The sequence below is a fragment of the Rhodovulum imhoffii genome (assembly GCF_003046545.1).
Classification (GTDB): domain Bacteria; phylum Pseudomonadota; class Alphaproteobacteria; order Rhodobacterales; family Rhodobacteraceae; genus Rhodovulum; species Rhodovulum imhoffii.
This window is the reverse complement of the sequence record NZ_QAAA01000001.1, coordinates 52,364-77,090: the sequence shown is the minus strand read 5'-3', so window position 1 is coordinate 77,090 and position 24,727 is coordinate 52,364. Positions and strand designations below refer to the sequence as shown.

The window sequence follows — 24,727 nt, the reverse complement described above, 5'->3', positions numbered from 1 at the left end:
GGCCCTATAACCACGTGTGGAAGGAACGGTTGGCCATCGGTTCCCAATGGGCAGCAGCGTGGTGGGGGGCATAAATCTCCGCGACTTTCGCCACCGCATCGGCCGGGGTCAGATCCTCGCTCTGGCCGGTGCGGCGGCAGGTCAGCTCCACCTTGCCGGCGGCCAGGCCTCGCGGGCCAACGGTGAGCCGCCAGGGAAGGCCGATCAGGTCCATCGTGGCAAACTTGGCGCCTGCGCGCTCCGTCCGGTCATCGTAGAGCGGCTCCAGCCCCTTCTGGACAAGCGTCTTGTAAAGCTTTTCGCATGCCGCATCGGTTTCGCCGTCGCCTTGCCTGAGGTTTACGATTCCGCAGTGAAACGGCGTCACGCCTTCGGGCCAGATAATGCCGTTCTCATCGTGGTTGGCCTCGATCAGCGCACCGACGAGACGACTGACGCCGATGCCATGGCTGCCCATGTGGACGGGCACCTTCTCCCCCTTGTCGTTGGTAACGGTGGCCCCCATCGGTTCCGAATACTTGGTGCCGAAATAAAAAATCTGGCCCACCTCGATCCCGCGGGACTTGCGCCGGCGCGCTTCGGGAATCCGGGCGAAGGCTTCCGCATCATGGGTTTCGTCGGTGCGGGCATAGGGGGCTGTCCATTCCTCGACGATGGCGGCGCATTCGGAACGGTCGTCGAAATTCACCTGCCGGTCGCCCAGCCTGAGTTCGGTGATGGCGGCATCGTAGAATACCTCCGACTCCCCCGTATCGGCCAGCACGAGAAACTCATGCGTGTCCTCGCCACCGATGGGACCGCTGTCGGCGCGCATCGGAATGGCCTGCAAGCCCATGCGTTCATAGGTCCGCAGATAGCTGACCATGTGGCGGTTGTAGGCATGGAGGGCACCGTCGCGATCGATGTCGAAGTTGTAGCCATCCTTCATATAGAATTCACGCCCGCGCATGACGCCGAAGCGGGGACGGATCTCATCACGGAACTTCCACTGGATATGATAGAGCGTCAGCGGCAAGTCCTTGTAACTGTTGACATGAGAACGAAAAATATCGGTGATCATCTCTTCGTTGGTGGGGCCGTACAACATGTCGCGGTCGTGGCGGTCGCGTACACGCAGCATCTCCGGGCCGTAGGCGTCGTAGCGGCCGGATTCGCGCCACAGATCGGCCGATTGCAGGGTCGGCATCAGCATCGGGATGTGGCCGGCGCGGATCTGTTCTTCGTGAACGATGGCCTCGACCCTTCTGAGAACCCTGAATCCCAGCGGCAGCCAGGAGTAGATTCCCGCACTGGACTGTTTGATCATACCGGAACGCAGCATCAGCCTGTGGCTGGCAATCTGGGCCTCGGCGGGGGTTTCCTTGAGAACGGGCAGAAAATAGCGGGACAGGCGCATGGCGTCGGGGCCTCTCGTTGGAACTCTGCCCCGTCTATGCGATTGCGTACGGCCAGACAAGCACGCCGCTTGCAAACCGGGCGCCCGTAAGGGATGAAACCTAAAAGCAGAAGGGAGCCTCAATGGGCCTGCCGATTCGGGATCAGATCAAATACTGGGGCATCGCCATGGCGGTGTTCCTGGCGCTTGTCTGGGTACTGGGTGACGTCATCCTGCCCTTCGTCGTGGGCATGGCGGTCGCCTATGTCCTCGATCCGGTGGCCGACCGGCTGGAAAACGCCGGGCTCAGCCGGATCTGGGCAACGGTCACGATCACGGCCGGGGCGCTGGTTGTCTTTTCGCTCGTGATGACCCTGGTGGTGCCGGTCCTGGTGGAACAGGCCACCGCCCTGGTCAACGCCGCACCGGACCTGGCCCGCAACTTCCAGTCCTTCGTGACCAGACATTTTCCCTCGCTCGACCAGGACGGAAGCGCCCTGCGCACGGCACTGGTCCAGGTCGGGGAAACGATCAAGGCACGGGGGGGAGAGCTTCTCAACAGGCTCGCTTCTTCGGCGGCGGGGGTCGTCAACATCGTCGTGATCTCGGTTCTGGTACCGGTCATCACCTTTTACCTGCTGATGGACTGGGACCGCATGGTGGCCGAAATCGACCGCCTGCTGCCACGGGACCACGCGCCGGTGATCCGCCGCCTCGCCGGAGAGATCGACGCCACCCTGGCCAGTTTCATCCGCGGGCAAGGAACCGTCTGCCTGATTCTCGGATCGTACTACGCGCTGGCGCTGGGCGTCCTTGGATTGCAGTTCGGCCTGATCGTGGGGATGTTCGCGGGCCTGATCTCTTTCATCCCTTATGTCGGCTCGATCTTCGGCGGCGCGCTCGCCCTCGGGCTGGCACTGTTCCAGTTCTGGGGGGATTGGTGGATGATCCTCGCCGTCGCAGGCGTTTTCCTGTCGGGGCAGTTGGTGGAGGGAAACTTCCTCACCCCCAAGCTGGTGGGCAAATCGGTCGGACTTCATCCGGTCTGGCTGATCTTCGCGCTGTCGGTCTTCGGAGCCGCGTTCGGATTTGTGGGGATGCTGATCGCGGTACCTGTGGCGGCGTCCATCGGGGTGCTGACACGGTTCGCTATCTCCCAGTACCTCAACAGCAGGCTTTACCGCGGCCTCAGCGGGAAGCCTCCTCCGGAAGAGGAGTGACATGCCCCGCCAGCTGATCTTCGATCTGCCTGTACGCCCCGCCCGAGGCCGCGAGGATTTCTTCGTCTCCCCGGCCAATGAGATGGCGGTCGCTCAAATCGATGCCTGGCGCGACTGGCCTCAGGGAAAACTGGTGCTGACCGGGCCAAAAGGTGCGGGCAAGACCCACCTTGCCCATGTCTGGGCCGGACAGAGCGGCGCGGCAGTGATAGAGGCCGCCGCCCTGGAAGGGACAGACCCCTACCCGATCGCCGGGTGTGGGGCGGTCGCGGTGGAAAACGTCGAAAGGATTGCCGGGAACCGCGCCGCGGAAGAGGCTCTGTTTCACCTTCACAACCTGTTGCAGGCCTCATGCGGGGCGCTGCTGTTTACGGCGCGGGCCCGCCCGCGGGACTGGCCGCTGGCCTTGCCGGATCTGCGCAGCCGGGTCATGGCGGCCTCCACCGCGCAAGTGGCCCCGCCCGACGATTCCCTTCTGGCCGCGCTGCTGGTCAAACTTTTTACCGACCGTCAGCTTGCGGTGGACCCGGGCCTGATTACCTATCTTTTGGGCCGGATGGACCGTTCTTTCGCCGAAGCGCAGGCCATCGTGGCGGCACTGGACCGGGAGGCCCTCGCCACAGGCCGAAAACCCGGAATCCGGCTCGCCGCCGAATTGCTGGACATGCGGACACCGCGCCCCGCATAGGTTTACATAACTGTCATTTTCACTGATCATAAGCTTCCCATGTCACACGCAAACTTTCTGACCGCCCCGTTCCCCAAGCCCGTCGACATCCCCGAGCCTCACATCTGCGGACCGAAACGGTTTTTCAACCGGGAGCTTAGCTGGCTGGGCTTCAACTGGCGGGTTCTGGAAGAGGCCTCGAACCCACGCGTGCCCCTGCTGGAGCGTCTGCGGTTCGTCTCGATTTCGGCCACCAACCTCGATGAGTTTTACACCGTCCGCGTCGCGGGCCTGCGGGAACTGGCAAAAGAAGGCAACACCACCCCCGCCGCCGATGGCCTGACCCCGGCAGAGCAACTGGTGCTGATCGACCGCGACGCGCGCAAACTGTTGCAGGCGCAGCAGGCGGCCTGGAACCATCTGCGCCGCGAGATGGAAACCGAGGGCATCCACATTCTCACCCGCTCACGCCTGACAAAAGCCGACCGGGACGAGATGAGCGATTATTTCCTGCACAAGGTGTTCCCTGTGCTCTCTCCTCTGGCGATCGATCCGGCGCACCCGTTTCCGTTCATTCCCAACACCGGGTTTTGCCTGGCCCTGCAACTGGAGCGGATTTCGGACCAGCGCCCGTTGCAGGCGCTGCTGCCGATCCCCAACCAGATCGCCCGCTTCATCGCCCTGCCCGCAAAGGAGGGTGAATTCCGCTTTCTCCCGCTGGAGGAGTTGCTGCTGATCCATCTCGGCTCGCTCTTCCCGGGCTATCGCGCCATTGGCAGTTGCACCTTCCGCGTTCTGCGCGACAGCGACCTGGAGGTGGAGGAAGAGGCCGAAGACCTCGTGCGGGAGTTCGAGGTGGCGCTCAAACGCCGCCGCCGTGGCGAGGTGGTGCGCATGAAACTCTCCGCCGGGGCGCCGGAAGAGTTGCGCCGCGTTATCATGGAAGAATTGCACATCAACGAGGACGAAGTCATCGAAGTACGGGGCCTGATCGGCGTCGCGGATCTCAAGGAACTGGTCCTGGAGGAGCGGCACGACCTGCTCTGGCCCAGTTTCACCCCCCGCGTTCCCGAGCGGGTGCAGGACCATGAGGGCGACATGTTCGCCGCGATCCGCCAAAAGGACATGCTGCTTCACCATCCCTATGAAACCTTCGACATGGTGGTCCGCTTCCTGCAACAGGCCGCGCGCGACCCGAACGTGCTGGCGATCAAGCAGACGCTTTACCGAACTTCGAAAGACAGCCCGATCGTTTCCGCCCTGTGCGAAGCCGCGGAAGACGGAAAATCGGTGACTGCGCTGGTGGAGCTCAAGGCCCGGTTCGACGAGGCCGCCAATATCCGACAGTCCCGGCGGCTGGAGCGCGCGGGGGCGCATGTGATCTATGGCTTTCTCAACTACAAGACCCATGCCAAGATCAGCACCGTCGTCCGGCGCGAGGGCGACCAGCTCGTGACTTACACCCATTACGGGACGGGCAACTACCACCCGATTACCGCACGCATCTACACAGACCTGTCGCTTTTCACCTGCGACCCGGCGCTGGGCCGCGACGCCACCAAGATCTTCAACTTCGTCGGTGGCTATGCGGAGCCGGAGGCGCTGGAAAACCTCGCGATTTCGCCGATCGATCTGAAGGCCACGCTGCTCAGGCGCATCGCCGAAGAAATCGAACACGCAAAAGCCGGGCGTCCGGCCGAAATCTGGGCCAAGATGAACTCCCTGATCGAACCCGACGTGATCGACGGCCTCTACGCCGCCAGCCAGGCGGGCGTAAAAATAAGCCTCGTCGTGCGCGGTATCTGCGGGTTGCGGCCCGGCATCCGGGGCCTGTCGGAGAACATACGGGTCAAATCGATCATCGGAAGATTTCTCGAACATTCCCGCATCGCCTGCTTTGGCAATGGCGATGGTCTGCCCTCACCGGCTGCGCGGGTTTACATCTCCTCGGCGGACTGGATGGGGCGCAATCTCAACCGCCGGGTGGAAACATTGGTGGAATGCACCAACCCCACCGTGAAAGCCCAGATCGTCGGCCAGATCATGGCCGCGAACATGGCCGATTCCGGCCAGAGCTGGATCATGCAGGCCGATGGCAGCTTTGAACGTGCGCCCTTCGAAGACAACGCCTTCAACTGCCACAGCTTCTTCATGGAGAACCCCTCGCTCTCGGGGCGCGGCAAGGCCGGAGCGGCGGACGTTCCCAACCTCGCCATCCCGAAAGATTGACGCACCCCCCTTGATTTGGCACTTTCCGCCCACGGCAAGGGAGTCGCACCATGGATGGAACGGCCGAGCAGCGAACAGAAGGCTTCGGCCCATTCGGGCGCCCGATTTTCAAGAACCCCAGCGCCCGCGCCCTGTCGCGGGTGGGGGTGGTGGATATCGGGTCCAACTCTGTTCGCCTGGTTGTGTTTGACGGTGCGGCCCGCAGCCCGGCCTACTTTTTCAACGAAAAGGTAATGTGCGGCCTGGGCGCGGGCTTGGGCGAAACCGGGCGGCTTTCGCCGCGGGGGCGGGAGCGCGCGCGCGCGGCGCTGAAGCGTTTCGCCCTGCTGGCCGAGGGCATGGGCGCCACACCGCTGACCGTCGTCGCCACGGCGGCGATGCGCGAAGCCCGCGACGGACCCGAGTTCAGGACTCTGCTGGAGCAGGAGACCGGCCTGAAAATCTGGGTGATCGACGGCCAGGAAGAGGCACGCCTTTCCGCCCAGGGGGTGTTGCTGGGCTGGCCCGAGGCCGAAGGGCTGGTCTGCGACATCGGGGGCTCGTCGATGGAACTGGCAGAGTTGACCGGCGGCAAGGTCGGCACGCGGCAGACTTCCCCCCTCGGCCCTTTGAAACTGCGCGACGTGGGGGGCGGCAAGAAGGGGCTGGCCAGCTATATCTCCACCGAGATCGAGAAGATGACCGGCCAGATCAGCACACATCACGACCGGCTGTTTCTCGTCGGCGGGTCATGGCGTGCCATTGCCAAGATCGACATGGCACGCCGGGATTATCCGTTCAAGGTATTGCACGAGTACCGGATGACGAAGAAATCCGCCCGCGCCACGATCGACTGGATCGGCGAAAACGACCTTGAAAGCCTGCGCGCCAGCACCGGGGTTTCCTCGGATCGGATGTCGCTTGTCCCCTATGCCGCCCAGGTTCTGCGGCAATTGATTTCCACGTTCAAACCGTCCGAAATTGCCGTCTCCAGCTACGGTATCCGCGAAGGGCTGCTTTACGAACAGATGCCCCTTGCCCTGCGCATTACCGACCCGCTGATCGAAGCTTGCCATTTTGCCGAGGCCACCAGCGCCCGCCTGCCGGGTTTTGGCGAACAGCTCTACCAGTTCGTGCAGCCGCTTTTCGGCCCGGCCCGGCCCGAGAAACTGCGCCTGGTCCAGGCCGCCTGCCTTTTGCATGACACGGCGTGGCGCGCCCACCCCGACTATCGGCATGAGGTCTGTTTCGACATGGCCACGCGCTCCAATCTGGGCGGGCTGGACCATGAGGGCCGCGTATTTCTCGCACTGGCACTGCTGCACCGCTACAAGAACAGTCGCACCGCCGCACGCCATGAACCGCTTTTGAACCTGCTCAGCGATGCACAGCAAAAAGAAGCCGAGGTGCTGGGCAAGGCGATGCGCTTTGGCGCGATGTTCTCTTCGCAGGCCCCGGACCGGCTGGCCGAAATGCGCCTTTTTCCAAAGAAGAAGGTCCTTCAACTTTGGCTGGCCCCGATTGCCGAGCCCCTGTTCGGCGAAGTCGCCGAGGCACGTTTCGCATCCCTGGCCAAGGCGCTGGGGGTTGACACCGCGCTCAAACGGCGCCGGGTCTAAATTTCGATTTCCCCGGAAGGTGCATCCGGCGACGGGACGCCGGGCTTGCGACGGATCAGGATATCGCCATTGGGCAGCTTTTCCGGCATCTCGTAGGCGTTGAAATCGTCCATGAGTTCCATCAACCTGCGCAAGGCGGGCTGCATGTTTTCGGCAAGCTCCTCAAGCATCGGCTCCATTTCGTCGCTCAGCCCCCTGAAGAAAAGCCGCGCCCCCTCTTCCAGAAGGCTCAAGCCCTCGTTCACGTCGCCCTCCTCTGACTGGGCGGAAACCGGGGTGGCGCACAGCGCCAGGATCAGGACAAGATGTTTCATGAGACCAGTATAGGTCCGCGCCCCCGACACGGCTAGAGATCGATATCCAGGGACACGGGGAAATGATCGGACGCGACCAACAACGCCTCGCGCAACTCCGGCACGCGGTAAAGCGCGGGGTCGTCAAACGGGTGCCAGATGCGCCAGCGCCGGGCCTTGGACCTGAGATCGGGCGAAACCATGATGTAATCCAGCAACGCCGAAAGGTACCGGTCTTCGGGCGCGATGTAAAACCGCGCGGTGGACGGCTGTGCGGCCAGCCGCACCTGCAACGCATGAGGGTCGAACAGGCGCAGCGCAGCCTCGTCCGCGTGGCCCATCACGATCTCCACCCCTGACAGGCCGAAAAGCTTTTCATACTCATCCAGCCCCGGACCATCGTTGAAATCCCCCAGTACGATCAGCGGGTCGCCTGCCCTGAGGTGGCTTTCAATCCTTTGGCGCAGCCAGATACACTGGGCCAGTTGTTTGCGCCGGTTCTGGATCGACAGACGGATCGCCTGATCGGCATTGCTCGCCCCGTGCGGCGCCTTGGATTTCGCATGCACCCCGATCATGCGAAACCGGCGGCCGGAGGCCTCCGCCTCCAGTTCCAGCGGCGGTTTGGAGAACCGGATCAGTTCCGGCGCCGTATCCACGTCGATATCCCAACGAAAGACCCCATCGAACCGCGGCGCATCGACAGAACCCTTCTTGCCGGTCGGGTCGCCGCGCGGATCGTGGCGCACGTCCAGCACATCCGGGTCGTAAAGCAGGGCGATTTCCTGCTGGGTATCATTACCGAAACCAATGATGGCGCGACGCGCACGCAGGTCGTGGACGCGGGCGAACTCTTCCAGCGCCGCGACACAGGACCGGCGGCCATTCTCATCCGGGGCCTCGATCACCATTACGGCATCGGCATCAAGCGCGGTAAACACGATCCCCAGCGCGGCGATCTGGTCTCGACGGCGGACATTCCTGCGCCCGGACCAGCCGCGGTCATTGATCAGCGCGCCGCTATCGTCGAAGAGCGCATTGAACCACTCAACGTTATAGGTGGCCAGCCTCATGCCGCGCGATCCCCCCGGATAGCCTCCCACGCGGCATTGACGGCAACCAGGCGTTTTTCGGCCAGTTTCACGGCTTCTTCGGGGACCCCGCGGGCGATCATGCGATCCGGGTGCGACTCCCGCACCTCGTTCCGCCAGACGGCCCGGATGGCCTCCAGATCATCCGCCGGCGACACACCCAGAACCGTGTAGGGGTCCGGTGCCAGATCGGGGACGAAACGCGCGCGCAAGGTTCGGAACTGCGGGTCGCTCAGACCAAGAATTTCCCCCACGCGGGCAAGAAATGCATCCTCGCGCGGGTGATAGGCGCCATCGGCCAAAGCGATGAAAAACAGCCCCTCCATCAGGTCACAGATCGGTCCTTGTCCCGGCCCGAACATGCGGCGGACCCGGCGGGCGTATTCCTCGAACCCCGCAACATCCTGACGGGCAAGGTCGAACACCCGCGCAGCGGCCTTTTCCTCATTTTGGGGAATGGTAAAAACCTCCCGGAAGGCCGTCACCTCATCGCGGGTGACACGACCGTCGGCCTTGGCCATCTTCGCACCCAGCGCAATCACGGCGATGGTGAAGGCGACACTCCGTTCGGGCGCCCCGCGCAGACGTTCGAAAACCGCAGCCAGCGAATCGCCATGTGTGAAAGCGGCAAGGGCATCGGATATGCGGGACCAAAGCGACATGCGGGCAGAGTATACCGGGCGGAAGCCCTTGTCAGCGATGCAAATGCTGCATTCGCGAAATGCCGCCTCAGGCCAGAATCTTCCGGCCGGAAGGGGTCTCGATCATTGCGCTCAGGCGCGGGGCCGGGCCGGGCTGCACGGCGATACGCGGGTCGTCGATCAGCCCCGCAAGCGCCCCGGCGAGGGCTGAGGCCTGCGGGTGCTGAATATCGAGCCCCAGCAACCGGCACCCGCAATCGGGCAGCCGGGACGAGGGATGCTCCGCCCCCTGCCAGCCGATCAGCGCCGGAAACGCGCCGCCGAACGGGACCGTCCCATCCTCGGGCACCGCCATCTGCCAACTCAACTCCCCGCGTGTGAGATCCATCAGCGCACCACTGCCGTCCGGCGCGGCGCCGAGGGTGGAGGACAGGTCATCGCTGCGAGCAACCCAATGGGTCAGGCGCGCCTTTTCTCCAAAGCCATCCAACCCGAACCAGCGGCGGCGCGGCGGGGCCTTTGCCTCCGGATCGACGGCGATAACCTCAAGGTACAACCCTGCCCCAAGATGCAGCAGCCGGTTATGGGTTCCCATCGCCGGATGTGCACCCCCCGGCGCCATCCGTACGCCCAGCGTTCGCTCGACGGCTCTGACGCCTTCGTCAAGGGTTTTCGCGCTTACGACCAGGTGGTCAAGTTCGAGCATCGCAGCCTCACGAAGAATATCCCGGCACCAGGAATACCGCCGGTGCCGAAAAAAGTAGAGACACCTTTCGCCGCGTCAGACGCCGCGCGCCTCACGGATCAGGCGCAGAATGTTCTGGGCCGCGGCGGGAATGTTCGTACCCGGCCCAAAGATCGCCTTGACTCCGGCGCCGTGGAGAAATTCGTAATCCTGCTGCGGAATGACGCCGCCACAGATCACGATGATATCCCCGGCCCCCTTGGCCTTGAGCGCCTCGATCAGTTGCGGCGCCAGCGTCTTGTGCCCCGCCGCCAGCGACGACACACCGATTACATGCACATCGTTGTCGACCGCATCCTGCGCGGCTTCCTCGGGGGTCTGGAACAATTGCCCCACATCCACATCGAACCCGATATCGGCAAAAGCGGTGGCAATGACCTTGGCGCCACGGTCGTGACCGTCCTGACCCATCTTCACCACCAGCATGCGCGGGCGGCGCCCCTCGGCCTCGGCGAAATCCTCCACGGATTTCTGGATTGCGGCAAAGCCATCGTCACCCTCATATGCCTCCCCATAAACGCCCGAGAGCGTCTTGACCTCGGCCCGGTGGCGGCCGAACGCCTTTTCCATCGCCATGCTGATCTCCCCCACAGTGGCGCGTGCGCGCGCGGCTTCCACGGCCAGGCGCAACAGGTTTCCGATACCGCTGTTTGCGGCTTGTTGAAGCGCGGCCAGCGCCGCGTCGCAAGCCGTCTGATCGCGGGAGGCCCGAATCCTTTCGATCCGCGCAATCTGAGACTCGCGCACCTTGACGTTGTCGATATCGAGGATGTCGATATCGTCTTCCTTCTCCAGCCGGAACTTGTTGACCCCGACGATGACTTCCTCGCCCCGGTCGACACGGGCCTGCCAGCGCGCGGCGGCCTCCTCGATACGCAGTTTCGGCATGCCGGAGGCAACAGCCCTGGTCATGCCGCCCATCTCGTCGATCTCGCAGATGATCTTCCACGCGGCACCGGCCAGATCGGCAGTCAGCTTTTCGACGTAGTACGACCCCGCCAAAGGATCCACGACCTTGGTGACCTTGGTCTCGTTTTGCAGAATCAACTGGGTGTTCCGCGCAATGCGGGCCGAAAACTCCGTTGGCAGCGCGATGGCTTCATCAAAAGCGTTGGTATGCAGCGACTGGGTCCCGCCCAGAACGGCGCTCATGGCTTCATATGCGGTGCGGACCACATTGTTATAAGGGTCCTGCTCTGCCAGGGATACACCGCTGGTCTGGCAATGGGTGCGCAGCATCAGCGATTTCTCCTTCTTCGGGTTGAACTCACTCATGATGCGGTGCCACAGGAACCGCGCAGCACGCAGCTTGGCAATTTCCATGAAAAAATTGGTGCCGATCGCGAAGAAGAAGCTCAGCCGTCCGGCGAAGGCATCCACGTCCAGCCCCCGCTCAAGCGCCGCCTTCACGTATTCCTTCCCATCGGCGAGGGTGAAGGCCAACTCCTGTACGAGGTTCGCCCCCGCCTCCTGCATGTGATACCCGGAAATCGAGATCGAGTTGAATTTCGGCATGTCGGTCGATGTATACTCGATAATATCCGAAATGATCCGCATCGAGGGTTCGGGCGGATAGATATAGGTGTTGCGCACCATGAATTCTTTCAGAATATCGTTCTGAATGGTGCCCGAAAGCTGTTGACGATCCACGCCCTGCTCTTCACCCGCGACAATGAAACTGGCCATGATCGGAATGACCGCGCCATTCATCGTCATCGACACGGAAACCTTGTCCAACGGAATGCCGTCAAAGAGGATTTTCATATCTTCGACGCTGTCGATGGCGACGCCGGCCTTGCCGACATCCCCCACCACGCGGGGGTGATCACTGTCATATCCCCGGTGGGTGGCCAGGTCGAACGCGACCGAAACCCCCTGCTGCCCCGCAGCCAGCGCCTTTCGGTAAAAGGCGTTCGATTCCTCGGCCGTAGAGAACCCGGCATACTGGCGGATGGTCCAGGGACGGCCCGTGTACATCGTGGCGCGCGGGCCGCGGGTGAACGGCGCCATGCCGGGCATCGCCCCCATGTGGGCCAGGCCCTCGGTGTCCTCCTCGGTGTAAACGGGCTTGACCTCGATCCCCTCGGGTGTTTGCCAGGTCAGGTCCTCAAGCGTGCGGCCCCGGAGCTCCTTCGCCGCGAGATCAGCCCATTGTGCCTTCTTGTCCGTCATCGGATCGTCCTCTTCGCTTTCAAACCGGTGCGATACGCCGACCGGCCTTCGCTTTCTTGCCCGCCCCGCCTATATGATGCGCAGCAGGAGGTTGCATGAAAAAACTGTCTGTTGCGCTGGCCATCGCCCTGGCCCTTGCCCCGCAAGCCGGGCACGCCGTCGATGCCACACCTCTGGCCCGCTGGCAGGCGGACCAGACCACCGTTCTGGACGCATCCGAAACCGCGCTGGAAGACTTCCTGTGGGTGGCCCGCCCGGTGGTGGTGTTTGCCGACAGCCCCGCCAACCCTCTGTTCCAGGAACAGATGGACCTGCTGACCGCCCGGATCGGGGAACTGGCCCGGCGCGATGTGGTCGTCGTGACCGATACCCGGCCGGAGCCGGTCTCCCCCCTGCGGGAAAAATTGCGCCCGCGCGGCTTCATGCTGGTGGTAATCGGCAAGGATGGCGGGGTCAAACTGCGCAAACCCTTCCCGTGGGACGTGCGCGAGATCACCCGCTCCATCGACAAGTTTCCCCTGCGCCAGCAGGAAATCCGCCATGAACATGGCCGCCGGTAACCCCCCGCCGGCCGGCGCCGTCTGCGCATGTCGCGCAGGCATATCGGTATCCGGCCAGCGGGCAGCACGGGTTACTCGAACTCCATGATGACTTCATCCACGGCGAGGCTGTCGCCCGGACCGGCATTGATCCTGCTGACAACGGCCTTGCGCTCGGCCCGCAGGATATTTTCCATCTTCATCGCCTCCACCGTGCAAAGCGCCTGACCTTCCTGAACCTCTTGTCCTTCCTCGACGTTGATCTTCACGATCAGGCCCGGCATCGGGCACAGCAGCAGCTTCGAGGTATCCGGGGCGACCTTCTCCGGCATGAGAGAGGCCAACTCCGCCTGGCGCGGCGTGTAGACCCGCGCGATCATGTCCGCCCCACGGGTCCGAAGCCGGAAGCCCGCGGTGGCGTTTTCCACCTTCAGCACCAGCGGCTCGCCATCGATCTCCAACCGGGCAAGGGTCTGCCCCGGCGCCCAGCCGGATGTCACACGGTGGCTGTCACCTTCCGCGAAATGGACTGTCGCACCGTCCTGGTCCGCCTCGATCGTCACGGCAAAGCGGGTATCCTGCGCCTCGACCACCCAATCCGTGCCGACGGTGCGTTCATGGTTGTCCATCCGGCCGGAAATGCGCGCCCGGCGGATTTCCATCACGCGGTACATCGCCGCCGCCGCGGCCGCCACCCTGCGAAGTTCCGGTTCCGACAGGCTCACCCCATCGAAACCCTCGGGGTATTCCTCGGCGATGAAGGCGGTGGTCATCTCCCCCGAGCAGAATTTCGGATGATCCATCACCGCGGACAGGAACGGCAGGTTGTGGCCGATCCCCTCCACCTCAAACGCATCGAGCGCGGTACGCATTTCCTCGATCGCCTGCGCCCGGGTCGGCGCCCAGGTACACAGTTTGGCGATCATCGGATCATAATACATGCTGATCTCACCGCCTTCGTAAACGCCGGTATCGTTGCGAACCACTGCCGCCTCGTGGGCGGTTTCCGCCGGCGGCCGGTACCGCGTCAGACGCCCGATGGACGGCAGGAAGTTGCGGTACGGATCTTCTGCATACAGGCGGCTTTCAATGGCCCAGCCGGTCAGCTTCACATCCGCCTGCGCCGGCTTGAGCTTTTCACCATTGGCGACACGGATCATCTGCTCCACCAGGTCGATCCCGGTGATCAGTTCGGTCACCGGGTGTTCGACCTGAAGGCGGGTGTTCATCTCGAGGAAGTAAAAGTTCTTGTCCCCGTCCACGATGAACTCCACCGTCCCCGCGCTGGCATAGCCCACGGCCTTGGCCAGCGCGACAGCCTGTTCGCCCATCGCCTTGCGGGTGGCTTCGTCAAGGAAGGGGCTGGGAGCCTCCTCGATGACCTTCTGGTTACGGCGCTGGATCGAGCACTCCCGTTCCCCCAGATAGATGCAGTTGCCATGCGTGTCGGCCAGAACCTGGATCTCGATATGACGTGGCTGGGTAACGAATTTCTCGATGAAGATGCGATCATCGCCGAAACTGCTCGCCGCCTCGTTCTTCGAACTCTGGAAGCCTTCACGCGCCTCCTCGTCGGTCCAGGCGATTCGCATGCCTTTGCCACCACCCCCGGCGGAGGCCTTGATCATCACCGGGTAGCCGATCTGACGGCTGATCCTGACGGCTTCCTCGGCATCCGCGATCAGGCCCATATAGCCCGGCACCGTGGAGACGCCCGCTTCCGCAGCGATCTTCTTCGAGGTGATCTTGTCGCCCATCGACTCGATCGCACTGGCCGGAGGACCGACAAAAGCCACGCCTTCGGCCTCCAGCGCCTCGGCAAAAAGCTTGTTTTCCGACAGGAAGCCATACCCCGGATGCACCGCCTGCGCTCCGGTCCTGCGGATCGCCTCCATGACCTTGTCGATCACGATGTAGGACTGGTTGGCCGGCGGGGGTCCGATATGAACGGCCTCGTCTGCCATCTGAACATGCAGGGCATTGCGGTCGGCATCGGAATAGACGGCGACCGTCCTGATGCCCATCTTGCGGGCCGTTTTGATAACCCGGCAAGCAATCTCACCCCGGTTTGCGATCAGGATCTTATCGAACATTTCTGCCCCTTTCATAATTGGGCCGGTCGCGATCCCGGCCGGAATACGAAAACCCCCCACCCGCGGCCTGAAAAGCCGCGAATGGGGGGTGCATGCCACAAGGCACGGAAGGCCCGCGCCCGGTTACTTCGTCAGTTGCAAAGACCCACGTCGTCACAAAGCGCCCCGGCAGCGGCGCCGGTCGCGGCCCCGGCCGCGACGCTTTCATCCAGAACGTCGGCCACGACAGCCCCCGCCACGGCCCCTGTGACTGCGCGCTCACCGTCATTCGACATGTTGCAGCCGGCCACGGAAATCGCGCACAAGATCGCGACAATCGCCTTTGACATTTTTCCATCCTCCAGTTGTCTGATCGAAAGGACATACCCCCCCCTTTCTCACCGCGCAATGCGACGCAGCGCGACAGAGCAGGATATCGCCGGGCAAAACCAAACAGGATGGAAAAACGTGGCCACCCCCTTGAAGGGCATGGCCACGCAGCAGGGGAAGTTTGACACCTTCGTGCCACGGACGCCCGCCAAGAGTGGGAACAGGCGCGCATCCTCAAGACGATATTGTCACGGGGAGAGCCGCTGTCAAACCCACACGCCTGAGACAAGCGCGTTTCGGCCAATTCCCGCCGAAGGCGAAAAAGGAACGGCAAGGTTCCGCTTGTCACCGGCCTGCCTCCTCGAACACTTCGGGGAAGGTCGTCCGGGCGCGGGCCGCATCGATCCGCAGAAGCGCATGGTAACTTTCCGGGTCAAAAGGGTCTTCGGCCGGGACGACCTCACGCCCGAACAGCCACGACAGGCGCCCGGCATCGAGGTTCCCCCGCTCGAATGGCGCCTCTCCGAAATGACGCCAAAGTGCGGCCATGAACCCGGCATCGGCACGGCGATCCGCCGGGCGGCGGTCGGCATATCGTTCACGCGCGACAAGACGGGTTGCCCCCTGATTGTTCGCGCGCCGGATGGTGAACTGGAAATCGGTGCCGGGAAGACGGCTGGGAAACCCTTTGTGCTTCAGCATCGGGGCCCCCCGGCGGGACCCTGCCAAGGGGCGGCCCCGAAGGCCCGCCCCGAGCGAAAGTCAGAGCTTGTTGTAAGTCGGTTCCGCCTGTACCGGCTCGGGCTCGACATATACGGGCTCCTGCTTGGCGCAGGCGGCTGCGAACGCGACGAGCGACAGCGCAAGAACGACTTTGACAGATCTGGACATTCAAAACTCCCTCTGTTTTCGCGAGGAGCGGAGCCGCTTGCACAGCCCATACCCCACTGGTGACGGGTCACATCGCATCGACCCGGAGTGAGAATACTCCATTCCATCAGGCTTGCATATGAGTCTGTTTTTCGGTCGCAAATTGTCGCGGGCACACCCAAAATCCCCAAGCGGACATACATGCCTATTCCTCCGGACGGACTGCAACGCAGTCGACTTCCACCAGCGCGCCCAATGCCAGACCACTGACGCCCACCGTGGTCCGGGCCGGCAGACGGTCGCTGGCAAAGTATGTTCGGTAGGTTTCATTGAACGTGGCGTAATCCCGATCGAACGCCGCCAGGTAGCACCGACATTGCACCACATGAGACAGATCCAGCCCAAGCCCGCGCAAAACCAGGGAAAGGTTTGCCATCACCCTGTGGGTCTGGGCGGCAATCCCCACCGGCAAGGGGGCATCCGGGGCATCCGGGTCAGTCGGCATCTGGCCGGTCAGGAAAATACAGCCTGCCGCCTCTGCCGCGTGGGAAAAAGGCGCAACCGGGCGCGGGGCCCCGGGCACCATGTGAAACAGCGGCATCATGGGCGTTCTCCCGTCCGGGCGCAGCGTAGCCAGCGCAGCCGCTGCACAGGATCCGCAAGCAGCGCAGATACACGGGCCTCTGCCAGGGCGCGGGGAAACGGCGCAGACACCTGCCCCCCCGCAACCACCCGAAGACCGCTTTTGCAGTCCTCCACCCGCACGGCCGGCGAAAAGCCCCGCATACCCTTCAAGGCACGCCACATATCCTGGCGAATCTGTGCGGCCAACCGTCTCTTCCCTGCCTGCGGGAACGTCGTCTCCACGGCGAGATCGAAGCGCACAGGCAGACGACGCGCCATGGTCAGCGCGCCCTCTTCACGCAGAATATGCCAGGTACGGGCCATCAGAGCGGGATATTGTCGTGCTTCTTCCAGGGATTTTGCAGCTTCTTGCCGCGCAGGGCGGCAAAAGCGCGGGCAACCCGGCGGCGGGTACTGTGGGGCTGGATCACCTCATCGATAAAGCCGCGCTCGGCCGCGACAAAGGGATTGGCAAAACGATCCTCGTAATCTGCGGTGCGCTGCGCGATCTTCTCCGCATCGCCCAACTCGCTGCGATAGAGAATCTCGGTTGCGCCCTTGGCCCCCATCACGGCAATCTCCGCGGTCGGCCAGGCGTAGTTGATATCCCCGCGAAGATGCTTGGACGACATGACATCGTAGGCACCGCCATAGGCCTTGCGGGTGATGACCGTCACTTTCGGCACGGTGGCTTCGCCGTAAGCATAAAGCAGTTTCGCACCGTGCTTGATGACACCGCCATATTCCTGGCTGGTCCCCGGCAGGAACCCCGGCACGTCCACCAGCGTCAGGATCGGGATTTCGAAGGCGTCGCAAAACCGCACGAAACGTGCCGCCTTACGCGAACTGTCGATATCGAGACACCCGGCCAGCACCATCGGCTGATTGGCGACAACCCCCACGGTGCGCCCTTCGATGCGGATAAAGCCGGTGATGATGTTTCCGGCATAATCGGCCTGGATCTCATAGAAATCGCCTTCGTCGGCGATTTTCAGGATCAGTTCCTTCATGTCATAGGGCTGGTTCGGGTTATCGGGGATCAGCGTGTCGAGACTATCCTCGACCCGGCCCGGATCGTCGAAAAAGGGGCGCACCGGCGCGCTGCCACGATTGTTGAGCGGCAGGAAGTCCACAAGCCGGCGCACTTCGTAAAGCGTCTCGACATCGTTATCGAACGCACCGTCGGCAACAGAGGATTTCCGGGTGTGGGTGGAGGCGCCGCCCAGCTCCTCGGCTGTGACGACCTCATTGGTGACCGTCTTCACCACGTCAGGGCCGGTGACGAACATGTAGGACGTGTCGCGCACCATGAAGATGAAATCGGTCATGGCCGGGCTGTAAACCGCCCCCCCCGCACAGGGCCCCATGATCACGGAAATCTGCGGCACCACCCCCGAGGCCATGATATTGCGTTGAAACACCTCGGCATAGCCCGCCAGAGAGGCCACGCCTTCCTGGATGCGCGCACCGCCCGAATCGTTCAGCCCGATCACCGGCGCGCCGTTTTGCACCGCCATATCCATGATCTTGCAGATCTTCTGGGCGTGAGTTTCCGAAAGCGACCCGCCGAAGACGGTGAAATCCTGACTGAAAACATAGACCTGGCGACCGTTGATGGTGCCCCAGCCGGTCACCACGCCATCGCCGTAGGGGCGGCTGTCCTGCATACCGAAATCGGTGCAGCGATGGGCAACGAACATGTCGAATTCTTCGAAGGAGTCTTCATCCAGCAGCAGCTCGATCCGTTCTCGCGCGGTCAGCTTGCCCTTGGCGTGCTGACTGTCGATCCGCTTCTGCCCACCGCCAAGACGGGCATTCCCGCGGCGGCTTTCAAGCTCGTTCAGGATATCTTTCATGACGCGTGCCCCCGTTTCAGTTTGGCGCAACCTATCGGGGCGTGACGCGTGAGCAAAGCATAATTCCGTAAATTTGCAAAATATTGGCAGAATATTTCAGGCAAATCGCAAAACTGCAAATCAAGTTGCCCGGTTTCATCACGCATGGACAAGCCCGACGCGGCGCCGTAGGTCAATCTCATGCCAGAAAAACCGACCGTGCGCCTTTTCGACCGCACAACCCCTCCGCATATCGTGACACTCGTCCTTCTTTCGGGGCTTGCAGCACTGTCGCTGAACATCTTCCTGCCCTCCCTGCCCGCGATGACGGCATATTTCGCCACCGAATACCGCGTCATGCAACTTTCAGTAGCGCTCTACCTGGCAACGAACGCGGCGTTGCAACTGGTGATTGGCCCGATCTCGGACCGCTATGGCCGGCGCCCGGTTCTGCTCTGGGCGATCATGGGCTTCCTGCTGGCCACGCTGGGTTGCCTTCTGGCCCCGACAGTAGAGGTGTTTCTTCTGTTCCGCATGGCACAATCGGTAATCGTGGCGGGGATGGTCCTCAGCCGGGCGGCGGTACGCGACATGGTGGACGAGGCCCAGGCTGCCTCCATGCTGGGCTATGTCACCATGGGCATGGCCATGGTGCCGATGATCGGCCCCGCCATCGGCGGCGTGCTGGATGAAGCCTTCGGCTGGAAAGCCAATTTCGCGATGCTGCTGATCCTGGGGGGGATGGTTCTGGCAATCTGCTGGGCCGACATGGGGGAAACCTCTTCCACCACAGGGCGCAGCCTGCGCGCCCAGATACGCGAATACCCGGAACTGTTCAGCTCACGCCGGTTCTGGGGCTACGTGCTGGCTGCAAGCTGTGCGTCGGGCGTGTTTTTCGCCTTTCTGGGCGGCGCGCCCTTCGTCGGCACGCAGGTCTACGGCCTGTCGCCCTCGCAACTGGGGCTTTACTTCGGGCTGACCGCGCTAGGCTACATGGGCGGAAACTTCCTCTCCGGGCGGTATTCGGTACGGGTGGGCCTGAACCTGATGATGCTCGGCGGCACCGCACTGACCACCGCCGGCCTGGCCCTTGCCCTGGGGCTGGCACTGGCCGGGGCAACCCACCCCCTGACCTTCTTCGGGCTGATGATAACGGTAGGGGTGGGCAACGGAATGTTGCTGCCCAACGCAACTTCAGGCATGCTGTCGGTACGCCCGCATCTGGCGGGAACCGCCAGCGGGCTGGGCGGGGCGATCATGATCGCCGGGGGTGCGGGGCTTTCGGCCCTGGCCGGGGCGCTTCTTGGGCCGGGGTCGGATGCGGTGCCGCTTTTGCTGCTGATGCTGGCCAGTTCGGCGGCCTCGGTGCTGGCTGCCCTTTACGTAATGCATGTGACCCGGGTGAAAGGGCCGCTTCCAGGCCCAAGCTGACCCTTGCGGCGCAGATTTGCAAAGGCTACCCCTGACAACAGCAAACCTGCAAACTCAGAGGGGCCGATGGCGACCCAGAAACTTTATGCCGGGGTCAAGCTGCGCGAGATCCGCGCCCGGCTGGGCCTGACACAGAAGGACTTCGCCACCCGGCTGGGCATATCGCTGCCTTACCTGAACCAGATGGAAAACAACAACCGCCCGATCTCTACCGGCGTGGTTCTGGCGCTGGCACAGGAATTCGGGTTCGACGTCACGGAACTGACATCCGGCGATACGGAGCGGCTGGTCTCCGACCTGCGCGAAGCCATCGCCGACGCGGTGTTCGGCGATGCGCCGCCACCGGTGGCGGATCTGCGGCTGGCGGCCTCGAACGCCCCGGCCCTGGCACGGGCCTTCCTGAACCTCCACCGGGCCTACCGGCAAACACGGGAACGGCTCGCCTCGCTCGACGAGGCGCTGGGCCGCGAGGACGCGGCGCTGACGCCTTCGCCGTGGGAGGAAGTCCGCGATTTTTTTCACTACTGCGACAATTATATCGACGCCGTGGACCGTGCCGCCGAACATTTCGCCTGCCCCGATGGTACCCGCGCCGATCCGCTGCCCCGCGCCCTGAAAATCCTGGAGCGTGCGGGCATCGCCGTGGAAACCGTCGACACCCCGGCCCTGCGCGGCTTCGACCCGAAGGCCGGGGTGCTGGCGCTTTCGGCACGCACCGCCCCGGCCACACAACGCTTCCAGATCCTTCACCAGGTGGCGCTGATGACCCAGGGCAAACTTCTGGAAGCCACGCTGGACTTCGCCCGGTTCCATACCGAGGAAGCCCGCGATATCGCCCGGATCGGGCTGGCCAACTACTTTGCAGGGGCCGCGCTTTTGCCCTATCGCGCGTTTCTCGAAACCGCGCGGGAGACCCGGCACGACCTCGAACGGATGGCCGACCGCTTTGGCGCCTCGATCGAACAGGTCGCCCACCGGCTTTCCACCTTGCAACGACCCGGCGCCAAGGGCGTTCCCTTCTTCTTTGTCCGGGTCGATCAGGCGGGCACCATTACCAAGCGCCATTCCGCAACGCGGTTGCAGTTTGCACGATTCGGAGGGGCCTGTCCGCTTTGGAACATGCACCGGGCGTTTGAAACGCCGGGCCGGTTTTTGCGGCAATTGGCCGAAACCCCCGACGGAGTACGGTATCTGTGTCTCGCGCGCGATGTTTCAAAGCCCGGCGGGGCCTGGAACGCGCCGGTGCGCCGGTTCGCCATCGGGCTGGGCTGTGAAATCGCCTATGCCGAACAGATGATCTACGCCGACGATCTGGACCTGAGCAAAACCGCCGCATTCGAACCCATCGGCATTTCCTGCCGGATCTGTGAGCGGCGCAATTGCCATCAGCGGTCCGTTCCCCCCCTGGAACGCCGTCTCTGGGTCGATTTCGACCGTCGTGGCATCCTGCCTTACGAAATCGCCGATTAACTTTGACGGACGCTCCTGATTCTCCTCTAATTGCAAAAAAGGGGAGGACACCATGGAACTGACCGGCAGCCGCACCCTCACGGCAAACCGGGAAACCGTGTGGGCGCACCTGACCAGCCCGGAGGTACTGCGCCAGACGATCCCCGGTTGCGAATCGCTTGAGGGAACCCTGGAGAATGGCTTCGAAGCCGAGGTCACGCAAAAGGTCGGCCCGGTCAAGGCCACCTTCCACGGCACCGTGACGGTCAGCGACATCGTGCCCGAAGAAAGTTACACCATCGCCGGCGAAGGCAAGGGCGGCGTCGCGGGCTTCGCCAAGGGGCGCGCCGATGTCGCGCTCGCCGATGGGCCGAAGGGCACGGAACTCACATATACGGTGACCGCCGAGATCGGGGGCAAGCTCGCCCAACTGGGCTCCCGCCTGCTGCACGGAACCGCGCGGCGGCTGGCCGACAAGTTCTTCGACAACCTGCAAAGCGCAATCGAAGGTCCCGCCGGAGAGACGTCCGACGAAGCCTGAGCCTCAGGCGGAGACGCGCCGGAAGATCTCATCCTTCAGGGCCATGCGCTTCTTGCGCATCTCGTTCATGTGAAGATCGTCGGTGGGTTCCACATCGGTTTCCGCCAGGTGGACGGCTTCGTTGATCTTCTGATAGTCCTCAACCAGCCGGGCAAAATGGGCGTCTTGCTCCTTCTTTTCGCGAATCGCGTCCACGAGATCGGGCAGATCCTCGGCGAGACCGTGGGGTGTATGCGTCATGCGCGCCTCCTTTGGTTGCTATCGCGACGAGCTTAACCGACCTGCCCCCCAGACCCCTTGACCAGGATCAAGCTATAGCTTCGGCACATCCGCTGCGGGCGTGACACGGCGGTTCAGCACGGCCTCGCGCCATGTCAGAAACACCACCGCGGCAAGGATCACCCCCCCACCCAGCAGAACCCAGCCATCCACCACCTCGTCAAAGGCCAGCCAGCCCAACAGCGTTGCCCAGACAAGTTGCAAAAACGTTACCGGTTGCGTCACCGTCAGCGGCGCGGCACGAAACGCACGCGTCATCGTGTAATGCCCGGCCGTTGCGAAAAGCGCCACCAGAAACAACCACACAAGGTCCACCGGCGCGGGCGGCACCCAGACCGCCACGGCCACCGGGGCCAGCAGGATCGTCACGGTGATCGACAGCATCGCCACGATGACGCCGGCATCCTCCCCCGCGCTCAGTCGTTTTGCCGCAAGATAAGACCCGGCGAAAAACACCGCAGTGAAAAGCATGACAACATGCCCGTCCGAAATCTCCCGAAAACCCGGGCGCAAAATCACCAGAACCCCAAGGAATGCCACCGCAATCGCTGTAACGCGCCGCCATGCCAATTTTTCCCCCATGAAGAGTGCAGCCCCCAGAGTCACATAAACCGGGTTGAGATAGTTCATTGCCGTAACTTCGGCGATGGGGATGCGCGTCATGGCGTAGAACCATGTCAGCACGCCCAAACCGTGAAAAAGCCCGCGCAGGATGTAAAGCTTCCAGGGGCGCTCACGCATACCCAGCCGCATCAGTGGCACCAGAAACGGCAGCAGGAACACCAAGCCCAGAAGATAGCGCAGGAAAGCCGCCTGTGCAGCCGGGAGGCTGCTGCCCACGATTTTTACCAATGCAGTGACCATAAGAAAATTCACCCCGGTGGCGAACATCCAGAGCATGCCCTCCAAAGGGCGCGGAGCAGGTGCAGTGTCTGAAATGGCAACCATGGGAAAGCTTAAGCACCGCTTCCCGCCGGCAGCAAGATCCACACGGGGGTGCGCCACAGCGCCGCTTGCTGCGATTCGAGGCTGTCAGCCCTGGCACATACCGTTAAGGTGTGCGGGGAGTTGGTGCGGCCTTTTTTCGCTCTCTGATTTACCTCGGGCGAAGGTTTGTGCGCCGTCTCATATCGGGGGTCGCTGCGATCCCGCCGAAAGCCGCCGAAACGGCCCTGCCGTTTTCCGGAAACGGAAGTGAAAAGGATTAACGATGTCAAAAAATCAGAACTTGGCCCGCTTGATCTTCGCAGCCCCCGCCCTGGGGCTGCTTTGGGTCATCTTTGCCGCCACCACCAATGACCCGACCCCGAAGGAAGCCGTTGCACCTGCGGAAGAAGCGGCTGTCGAGGAAGCCACCGCCGAAGAGAACGTGACCGAAGAGGCCACGGAGGAAACCCCCGCAGAGGAAACCGCAACCGAAGAGGCCACCGAAGAAACCCCCGCAGAGGAAACCGTGACCGAAGAGGTCACCGAAGAAGCCCCCGCAGAGGAAACCGTGACCGAAGAGGTCACCGAAGAAGCCCCCGCAGAGGAAACCGCAACCGAAGAGGCCACGGAAGAAACCCCCGCAGAGGAAGCCGTGACCGAAGAGGCCACCGAAGAAACCCCCGCAGAGGAAGCCGCGACCGAAGAGGTCACCGAAGAAACCCCCGCAGAGGAAACCGCGACCGAAGAGGTCACCGAAGAAGTCCCCGCAGAGGAAACCGTGACTGAAGAGGCCACGGAAGAAACCCCCGCAGAGGAAACCGTGACTGAAGAGGCCACGGTGGAAACCCCTACAGAGGCCCTCGCCTCCTCCAACGCCCAAACGCTCGCTGAGCAAGCGGCTGCTCTGGCTGCAGAATACAACGCTCTCGCAGAACGCGCTGCCGAACTGGCGGGTAAATCTGCCGCCCTCGCCGGGGAAGCCCCCACAGAGGAAGCCGTGACCGAAGAGGTTACCGAAGAAGCCCCCGCAGAGGAAGCCGTGACCGAAGAGGTCACCGAAGAAACCCCCGCAGAGGAAGCCGTGACCGAAGAGGCCACCGAAGAAGCCCCCGCAGAGGAAACCGCAACCGAAGAGGCCACGGAAGAAACCCCCGCAGAGGAAACCGTGACCGAAGAGGTCACCGAAGAAGCCCCCGCAGAGGAAACCGCAACCGAAGAGGCCACGGAAGAAACCCCCGCAGAGGAAACCGTGACCGAAGAGGCCACGGAAGAAACCCCCGCAGAGGAAGCCGTGACCGAAGAGGTCACCGAAGAAACCCCCGCAGAGGAAGCCGTGACCGAAGAGGCCACGGAGGAAGCCCCCGCAGAGGAAGCCGCTGTCATCGCAGTGGCCTTCTCGGGTGACCCCGCTGCGGGTGAAAAAGCCTTTCGCCAGTGCATGACCTGCCATGTCGTCGTCAATGACACCGGCGAAATGCTGGCCGGCCGCAACGCCAAGATCGGACCGAACCTTTACGGCGTTCCGGGGCGCGTGGCGGGCCATGTCGAAGACTTCAAGTATTCAAAATCCATGACCGCCGCCGGTGAAGCCGGGCTGGAATGGATCGAAGAAGAATTCGTGAAATACGTTCAGGACCCCACCCCGTACCTGCGGGGCTACCTGACCGACGACCGCGCCCGTGGTGACATGACCCACAAGGTCCGCAAGGAAGAAGAAGCCTACGACATATATGCGTATCTCGTGACCCTGGCACAACAATAACCGGGATGGCGGCAGCCTTCGGGCTGCGCTCTCTCAA

24 protein-coding genes are annotated in these 24,727 nt (G+C 62.9%); 9 read left to right on the top strand and 15 right to left on the bottom strand.

Annotated elements, in window-relative coordinates:
• Positions 1 to 4: 4 nt before the first annotated feature.
• On the bottom strand, positions 5 to 1,396 hold the full coding sequence (proS, locus tag C8N32_RS00385) for a proline--tRNA ligase (protein ID WP_107890491.1): 1,392 nt from the start codon (positions 1,394 to 1,396) through the stop codon (positions 5 to 7).
• A 122-nt stretch (positions 1,397 to 1,518) separates the two neighbouring features.
• Here proS and C8N32_RS00380 point away from each other — a divergent pair, with 122 nt between their 5' ends.
• Genes C8N32_RS00380 through C8N32_RS00365 form a run of 4 tightly spaced genes read left to right on the top strand, consistent with a single transcriptional unit; the run spans position 1,519 to position 7,089 of the window.
• Complete coding sequence (locus C8N32_RS00380) at positions 1,519 to 2,595, top strand: AI-2E family transporter (protein WP_107890490.1); 1,077 nt, start codon at positions 1,519 to 1,521, stop codon at positions 2,593 to 2,595.
• A gap of 1 nt (position 2,596) precedes the next feature.
• Complete coding sequence (locus C8N32_RS00375) at positions 2,597 to 3,283, top strand: P-loop NTPase family protein (RefSeq protein ID WP_107890489.1); 687 nt, start codon at positions 2,597 to 2,599, stop codon at positions 3,281 to 3,283.
• Positions 3,284 to 3,322: 39 nt separating this feature from the next.
• Entirely contained in the window at positions 3,323 to 5,491 is a 2,169-nt protein-coding gene (locus C8N32_RS00370) for an RNA degradosome polyphosphate kinase (protein ID WP_107890488.1), read from the top strand.
• A gap of 50 nt (positions 5,492 to 5,541) precedes the next feature.
• Complete coding sequence (locus tag C8N32_RS00365; RefSeq protein WP_107890487.1) at positions 5,542 to 7,089, top strand: Ppx/GppA family phosphatase; 1,548 nt, start codon at positions 5,542 to 5,544, stop codon at positions 7,087 to 7,089.
• Here C8N32_RS00365 and C8N32_RS00360 read toward each other — a convergent pair.
• From C8N32_RS00360 to scpA, 5 genes are all read right to left on the bottom strand, one after another.
• On the bottom strand, positions 7,086 to 7,403 hold the full coding sequence (locus C8N32_RS00360; protein WP_107890486.1) for a hypothetical protein: 318 nt from the start codon (positions 7,401 to 7,403) through the stop codon (positions 7,086 to 7,088). The two genes, C8N32_RS00365 and C8N32_RS00360, sit on opposite strands and share 4 nt — an antisense overlap.
• A gap of 32 nt (positions 7,404 to 7,435) precedes the next feature.
• Positions 7,436 to 8,455, bottom strand: coding sequence for an endonuclease/exonuclease/phosphatase family protein (locus C8N32_RS00355; RefSeq protein WP_107890485.1), 1,020 nt, complete (start codon positions 8,453 to 8,455; stop codon positions 7,436 to 7,438).
• On the bottom strand, positions 8,452 to 9,135 hold the full coding sequence (locus tag C8N32_RS00350; RefSeq protein ID WP_107890484.1) for a molecular chaperone DjiA: 684 nt from the start codon (positions 9,133 to 9,135) through the stop codon (positions 8,452 to 8,454). Before C8N32_RS00350 ends, C8N32_RS00355 begins: the two co-directional genes overlap by 4 nt.
• A gap of 67 nt (positions 9,136 to 9,202) precedes the next feature.
• Positions 9,203 to 9,820 (bottom strand): VOC family protein, encoded by a 618-nt coding sequence (locus C8N32_RS00345; RefSeq protein WP_107890483.1) that lies wholly within the window; start codon positions 9,818 to 9,820, stop codon positions 9,203 to 9,205.
• Between the two features lie 75 nt (positions 9,821 to 9,895).
• Positions 9,896 to 12,031 carry a methylmalonyl-CoA mutase gene (scpA, locus tag C8N32_RS00340; protein ID WP_107890482.1) on the bottom strand — a complete coding sequence of 712 codons (2,136 nt, stop codon included), beginning with the start codon at positions 12,029 to 12,031 and terminating at the stop codon, positions 9,896 to 9,898.
• A 95-nt stretch (positions 12,032 to 12,126) separates the two neighbouring features.
• On the opposite strand from scpA, the gene C8N32_RS00335 reads away from it, so the two are divergent.
• Positions 12,127 to 12,591, top strand: coding sequence for a DUF4174 domain-containing protein (locus C8N32_RS00335; RefSeq protein WP_107890481.1), 465 nt, complete (start codon positions 12,127 to 12,129; stop codon positions 12,589 to 12,591).
• Positions 12,592 to 12,662: 71 nt separating this feature from the next.
• Here the strand turns inward: C8N32_RS00335 and C8N32_RS00330 are convergent, their stop codons facing one another.
• The 7 genes from C8N32_RS00330 to C8N32_RS00305 all read right to left on the bottom strand — a co-directional run bounded on the left by C8N32_RS00330 (position 12,663) and on the right by C8N32_RS00305 (position 18,322).
• A complete protein-coding gene (locus C8N32_RS00330) occupies positions 12,663 to 14,663 on the bottom strand; it encodes an acetyl-CoA carboxylase biotin carboxylase subunit (protein ID WP_107890480.1) in 2,001 nt (666 codons plus the stop codon).
• Between the two features lie 131 nt (positions 14,664 to 14,794).
• Positions 14,795 to 14,992 (bottom strand): hypothetical protein, encoded by a 198-nt coding sequence (locus tag C8N32_RS00325; protein ID WP_107890479.1) that lies wholly within the window; start codon positions 14,990 to 14,992, stop codon positions 14,795 to 14,797.
• A 325-nt stretch (positions 14,993 to 15,317) separates the two neighbouring features.
• Positions 15,318 to 15,674, bottom strand: coding sequence for a hypothetical protein (locus tag C8N32_RS00320; protein ID WP_107890478.1), 357 nt, complete (start codon positions 15,672 to 15,674; stop codon positions 15,318 to 15,320).
• Positions 15,675 to 15,734: 60 nt separating this feature from the next.
• Positions 15,735 to 15,863: a hypothetical protein gene (locus tag C8N32_RS15435; protein ID WP_274610754.1), complete on the bottom strand. Its 129-nt coding sequence runs from the start codon at positions 15,861 to 15,863 to the stop codon at positions 15,735 to 15,737.
• Between the two features lie 184 nt (positions 15,864 to 16,047).
• Positions 16,048 to 16,446, bottom strand: a complete 399-nt coding sequence (locus C8N32_RS00315; protein ID WP_107890477.1) for a RidA family protein — start codon at positions 16,444 to 16,446, stop codon at positions 16,048 to 16,050.
• Entirely contained in the window at positions 16,443 to 16,790 is a 348-nt protein-coding gene (locus C8N32_RS00310) for a hypothetical protein (RefSeq protein ID WP_107890476.1), read from the bottom strand. The genes C8N32_RS00315 and C8N32_RS00310 overlap by 4 nt, the downstream gene beginning before the upstream one ends.
• Positions 16,790 to 18,322 (bottom strand): acyl-CoA carboxylase subunit beta, encoded by a 1,533-nt coding sequence (locus C8N32_RS00305; RefSeq protein WP_107890475.1) that lies wholly within the window; start codon positions 18,320 to 18,322, stop codon positions 16,790 to 16,792. Before C8N32_RS00305 ends, C8N32_RS00310 begins: the two co-directional genes overlap by 1 nt.
• A gap of 180 nt (positions 18,323 to 18,502) precedes the next feature.
• Between C8N32_RS00305 and C8N32_RS00300 the strand changes: the two genes are divergently transcribed.
• From C8N32_RS00300 to C8N32_RS00290, 3 genes are all read left to right on the top strand, one after another.
• The gene (locus C8N32_RS00300) at positions 18,503 to 19,732 is read left to right on the top strand and encodes a multidrug effflux MFS transporter (protein WP_107890474.1); all 1,230 of its coding nucleotides are present in this window, start codon (positions 18,503 to 18,505) and stop codon (positions 19,730 to 19,732) included.
• A gap of 66 nt (positions 19,733 to 19,798) precedes the next feature.
• Positions 19,799 to 21,202, top strand: a complete 1,404-nt coding sequence (locus C8N32_RS00295; RefSeq protein WP_107890473.1) for a helix-turn-helix domain-containing protein — start codon at positions 19,799 to 19,801, stop codon at positions 21,200 to 21,202.
• 52 nt (positions 21,203 to 21,254) lie between these two features.
• On the top strand, positions 21,255 to 21,722 hold the full coding sequence (locus C8N32_RS00290; RefSeq protein WP_107890472.1) for an SRPBCC family protein: 468 nt from the start codon (positions 21,255 to 21,257) through the stop codon (positions 21,720 to 21,722).
• A 3-nt stretch (positions 21,723 to 21,725) separates the two neighbouring features.
• On the opposite strand, the gene C8N32_RS00285 is transcribed toward C8N32_RS00290, so the two are convergent.
• Positions 21,726 to 21,962, bottom strand: coding sequence for an HP1242/YdcH family protein (locus C8N32_RS00285; protein ID WP_107890471.1), 237 nt, complete (start codon positions 21,960 to 21,962; stop codon positions 21,726 to 21,728).
• 72 nt (positions 21,963 to 22,034) lie between these two features.
• Positions 22,035 to 22,949 carry a DMT family transporter gene (locus tag C8N32_RS00280; RefSeq protein ID WP_107890470.1) on the bottom strand — a complete coding sequence of 305 codons (915 nt, stop codon included), beginning with the start codon at positions 22,947 to 22,949 and terminating at the stop codon, positions 22,035 to 22,037.
• 280 nt (positions 22,950 to 23,229) lie between these two features.
• Here C8N32_RS00280 and C8N32_RS15430 point away from each other — a divergent pair, with 280 nt between their 5' ends.
• On the top strand, positions 23,230 to 24,690 hold the full coding sequence (locus C8N32_RS15430) for a c-type cytochrome (RefSeq protein WP_274610755.1): 1,461 nt from the start codon (positions 23,230 to 23,232) through the stop codon (positions 24,688 to 24,690).
• The last annotated feature ends 37 nt before the right edge of the window (positions 24,691 to 24,727 follow it).